This is a genomic window from Shewanella inventionis (genome assembly GCF_014641855.1).
Lineage (GTDB): Bacteria > Pseudomonadota > Gammaproteobacteria > Enterobacterales > Shewanellaceae > Shewanella > Shewanella inventionis.
The window spans coordinates 1-3,640 of record NZ_BMII01000082.1; the positions used below are offsets into that span (position 1 = coordinate 1).

Sequence of the window (3,640 nt, forward strand, 5' to 3'; positions counted from 1 at the left end):
GCGAAAAAAACTAAATACCTTGACTGAAGCCGATCACTGAAGCTAGATTTTACGGAGGTCTACTGGCGAACAAAAAAGTGATCGGCTTGAATGGTATTGACCGATCGGCATCATGGTATTACGCAGCCGTTGCCGAAGAAGCTGGCGTAAGCCGAGCGTTGATTCATCGCGATTGCCCTGACCTGTTAGAGCGTATTAAAGGTGGTGTGAATAAAGCTATTCGACAGCAGCGTGATGCCAAGCAAATTGAGCTGAATGAATACAAAGAGCGCAATCGAGAACTTCGAACTGAGGTCGAGGAGTTAAAAGCCATGTTATCTAAGGTTCAATCGCAAAACGCTACGTTAATACGGAAAAATATGGTGTTAAGTGGTGTTAGTGCTAAAAACAGCAATGTTACACAGTTATATTGTAGTAAGTAATTGTATTAAAAGCTAAAATCAATAGATTTACTGAGATTACTTGATGGTTTAATTTCAATAAAATCGCAACAACAAACAAATCCATATAAAACAATTACATAGAGTTAGTTACATGTAACGTGGTATTTATAAAGTTTGATCATTTTCCCTCTCACTTTTGGACATTTTTGAGCTAACAGGATTAACTAGCTCTTACCAGAACATGGACGCGCTAGCTTACTGTCATACAGCCTTGATCTACAACGAGTTCAGGATTAAGCACTGCCTAATTATTAACTCATTGGTTAAAAAGTCTTTCTATCGTTTTCATTGGTAGAAACATGCGAATGCGTCCATTATGTTCACACAATACTTCAAAGCCAAATTTTGTATAGAATGCCTGTGCTGGATCAGTGAGACAGTCCACGACAATAGCATAAGCCCTCATATGGTGGTTAACTTCCCAAAGGTACTTCAGAGCACGGATTAAACTGACTTTTCCTAGCCCAGAGCCGTGAAATTCCTTATGCACAGCTAACTGAGCTAAAAGAAACACTGGAATTGGGTATCGAGGAAGTTTCTTTGCTAGTTGCTCTGGTAAGGTTTCTCGATTGATTGAGCTAGGCGCAACACTGTAAAATGCACATATTGCAAACTTCTGATTAAGCAATGGCTGAGCACTAGGGAGAATCATTGTTCGACTAATACCTGCTTCCATATGCTTTGCTGCTTGAGTTTTGATAAATGTATTTAGCTCTTGCTCACCACAGTCGAATGAATTGCGGTCGTGATATGATTTACTAAGTTCTACGAACTCTTTACCCCAACTCACTTGATACCGCTCTCATCTGTGAATTTTGCAGCATTCAACAAAGCTTGATTTGGCGATTTTGCTTTGTTACAAGCAGCCATAAATGCGTCAAAGACACTATCTTGAACCACGATACCTTCGTGCTTCTCAATTACGTTTGTTGCATCTTCGTCCATAAGCCTAACTACATATTCAGTTAAACTTTTCAGACCAAGCAATGCTGATGCCTTTTCTGCTTTCGCTTTTATCTCTTCATCAAGACGGATATCTAAACGTGCTGTTGCCATAACTCCTCCAGTGTACGGACGTATTCCGTAACGAAAGAGATTATAGTTCAAACATTGAACACATTCAACTTGTACGGAAAGATTACGGATTATAAAAAGCGTAATAATCTCGATACGACACTGAGATGCATTAATTCGTCGGGAGCTGAGTTCAGATAACTCTTAGTATGGCAAATGCACATTAACAACATGTGAATGAGTATTTACTACACTTTAGCGAATAAAGGGGCATAAATATGTTAGTTCTTAACTGGCTTCTTTATAAAAAACGCAAAAAATATCAAACTTTATTATAAACGCACAACTTAGGCTTATCAGTCGTGGATACTATGATGTTCATTTGAGGTTAGGTGAGTTTTCTGCTGACTCATAACCTATCGCATAGAACAAGCGAAAAAATGGCCACTATTGTATCCATTAATAGAAAACCAAGAAGCTCCACTAAGATTTGGTAAAAGCCATAGGTAAGTGGTGGGCAGTTTGGTGGGCAAACAGGCATTTTTGAACGCGCCGGTTCTCATTCTAGCGTAGCGGTATGCTTCGTAAGTGTGTCTCGATTGTTTCAATCATCGACTTGATAAGTGGTAAATGCGCTTTTTCTTTCGCCCATACCTCATGGAAGCTTGCTACGGTTTGCTTGGCGGTATATAACACCAATTTTCTAGCAGCATGGCCTTAGCGGCTAAGCGTGATAACTCATCCAACGTGAAATCGCTGAATTTTTTGCTACGGCTAACCTTGAGCACCTATAGACTTATCTATGAGCGTAGAGCCATTGACTTTTAGCTTCTCCTGTTCCGCTTTCAACAAAGCCTCATACTCAGCTTTAGCTTCTGGATTTAATAATATTTTCTGTTTAAGCGCATCTAAGCTAGTCATCGTCATTTCCATTTTTTATTTCATATCGATTGAAAAAATATTAAGACCTTCAGACTTTAATAAGCCTGTTGCTACGAGCTTTTTAATTGAGCGTGACACGTTAGGTTGATTTAATGAGTTCAGGGCAAAACTTCATTGCTAGCTTCCAGGTGCACCAGGTATCTGTCTTTGATTTTACCTCTTGTGCTCTAGAGGTAAGATCTCAATACCATTTAAATAATATGATTGAAAATAAAAAAGTTTCTCGAAAACTAAAGCATTTCCCTTACCGTCACTATTGCTCAAACAATGACTACGCTCCAATCAGTGGAATAAGTCGTAATAACACATTCTCCATCTGTAAGACGACAACTAGAAAGCCAACTTAGCGTCAATTAGAATACGCCTCATAGGTCATTATTTCATCAGGCCCTTATATTATCAAGGACAAACCATACTGGTACTCGCTTCGCTCGCATCCTTGACAATACAATACCTGAAGAAGATTGGTTTAGTATGAGGTGTATGGATCACCCTGCGAAGTTCATAGTCCATATAGCTCAAATAATAGACGCCCTAATTGACGCGACATCTATGTGTTAATTGACGTGATATATCCATCACCCGATCTAGATTTTCAATAAAAGTGTCTTTTTACTCAAGAAGACTATCAAACATTAAAGGCTTCTTCCTTCATGGTTTGCTCTGCCCGGCTGATCCCTAAACGCTGGGCAACTTGCTGCCACTGCTTCACTGTATTTAACACCTCATCGTAGATTTTCATTGCTTCGATTTGAGTTAGCCTGAAAAAATCTATTACATCAAAAGCAAGCTGATAATCCAATGCATTATCTGACTCTGTAATGTTCAAGTGAAGGCCTTTTTTACCCACTATGGGGTTTAAATCGTAAGCAGGTGATAGCTTCCAACCCTTGCCGGTTAATAGAAAACCATGATTACGAAGGTGATCATCTGTATTAGACACCGCAATATTAAATACTATTCGTCGCCATAATTGGGCAAGATCTGTTTTCGTTTGCGAGCCCTGATTGGAAAGAAACTCTGCTATTTCAAGATAGCTAGCTCCTTGACATGCTCCCCGCCATGAATGACGGGGATTCCTGAATACAGGCGATAATAAATTACTTTATCATCGACTTTCTGCTGCTGATCGCTAATGCAATTCACTTCACAGACGCTACGGCTCTGCCCGAACCTGATTAATTACTTATGCCGCTTGCTCTAATTCGCGTAAATAGCGATTTAGGATCACTTTAGCAGCG

At 39.6% G+C, this 3,640-nt stretch carries 4 protein-coding genes and 1 pseudogene; 1 reads left to right on the forward strand and 4 read right to left on the reverse strand.

All coding sequences use genetic code 11. The features are described 5' to 3' along the window. Positions 1–77 precede the first annotated feature (77 nt). Positions 78–422 carry an HEM-1/HEM-2 family protein gene (locus tag IEW93_RS21535; RefSeq protein ID WP_229706744.1) on the forward strand — a complete coding sequence of 115 codons (345 nt, stop codon included), beginning with the start codon at positions 78–80 and terminating at the stop codon, positions 420–422. Between the two features lie 277 nt (positions 423–699). On the opposite strand, the gene IEW93_RS21540 is transcribed toward IEW93_RS21535, so the two are convergent. The 4 genes and pseudogenes from IEW93_RS21540 to IEW93_RS21560 form a co-directional block, all read right to left on the reverse strand. Beyond that, positions 700–1,233, reverse strand: coding sequence for a GNAT family N-acetyltransferase (locus IEW93_RS21540; protein ID WP_137224162.1), 534 nt, complete (start codon positions 1,231–1,233; stop codon positions 700–702). After that, a complete protein-coding gene (locus tag IEW93_RS21545) occupies positions 1,230–1,499 on the reverse strand; it encodes a type II toxin-antitoxin system TacA family antitoxin (RefSeq protein WP_123776315.1) in 270 nt (89 codons plus the stop codon). The genes IEW93_RS21540 and IEW93_RS21545 overlap by 4 nt, the downstream gene beginning before the upstream one ends. Positions 1,500–2,231: 732 nt before the next feature. Beyond that, positions 2,232–2,378, reverse strand: a complete 147-nt coding sequence (locus IEW93_RS21555; protein ID WP_188741255.1) for a hypothetical protein — start codon at positions 2,376–2,378, stop codon at positions 2,232–2,234. A gap of 649 nt (positions 2,379–3,027) precedes the next feature. Then, a pseudogene (locus tag IEW93_RS21560) lies at positions 3,028–3,447 on the reverse strand (type II toxin-antitoxin system HipA family toxin); the annotation flags it as partial. Between the last annotated feature and the right edge of the window lie 193 nt (positions 3,448–3,640).

Coding starts and splice junctions, on each gene's coding strand:
- IEW93_RS21555 (WP_188741255.1), bottom strand. CDS start 2,378: ATGACTAGCTTAGATGCGCTTAAACAGAAAATATTATTAAATCCAGAA.
- IEW93_RS21545 (WP_123776315.1), bottom strand. CDS start 1,499: ATGGCAACAGCACGTTTAGATATCCGTCTTGATGAAGAGATAAAAGCG.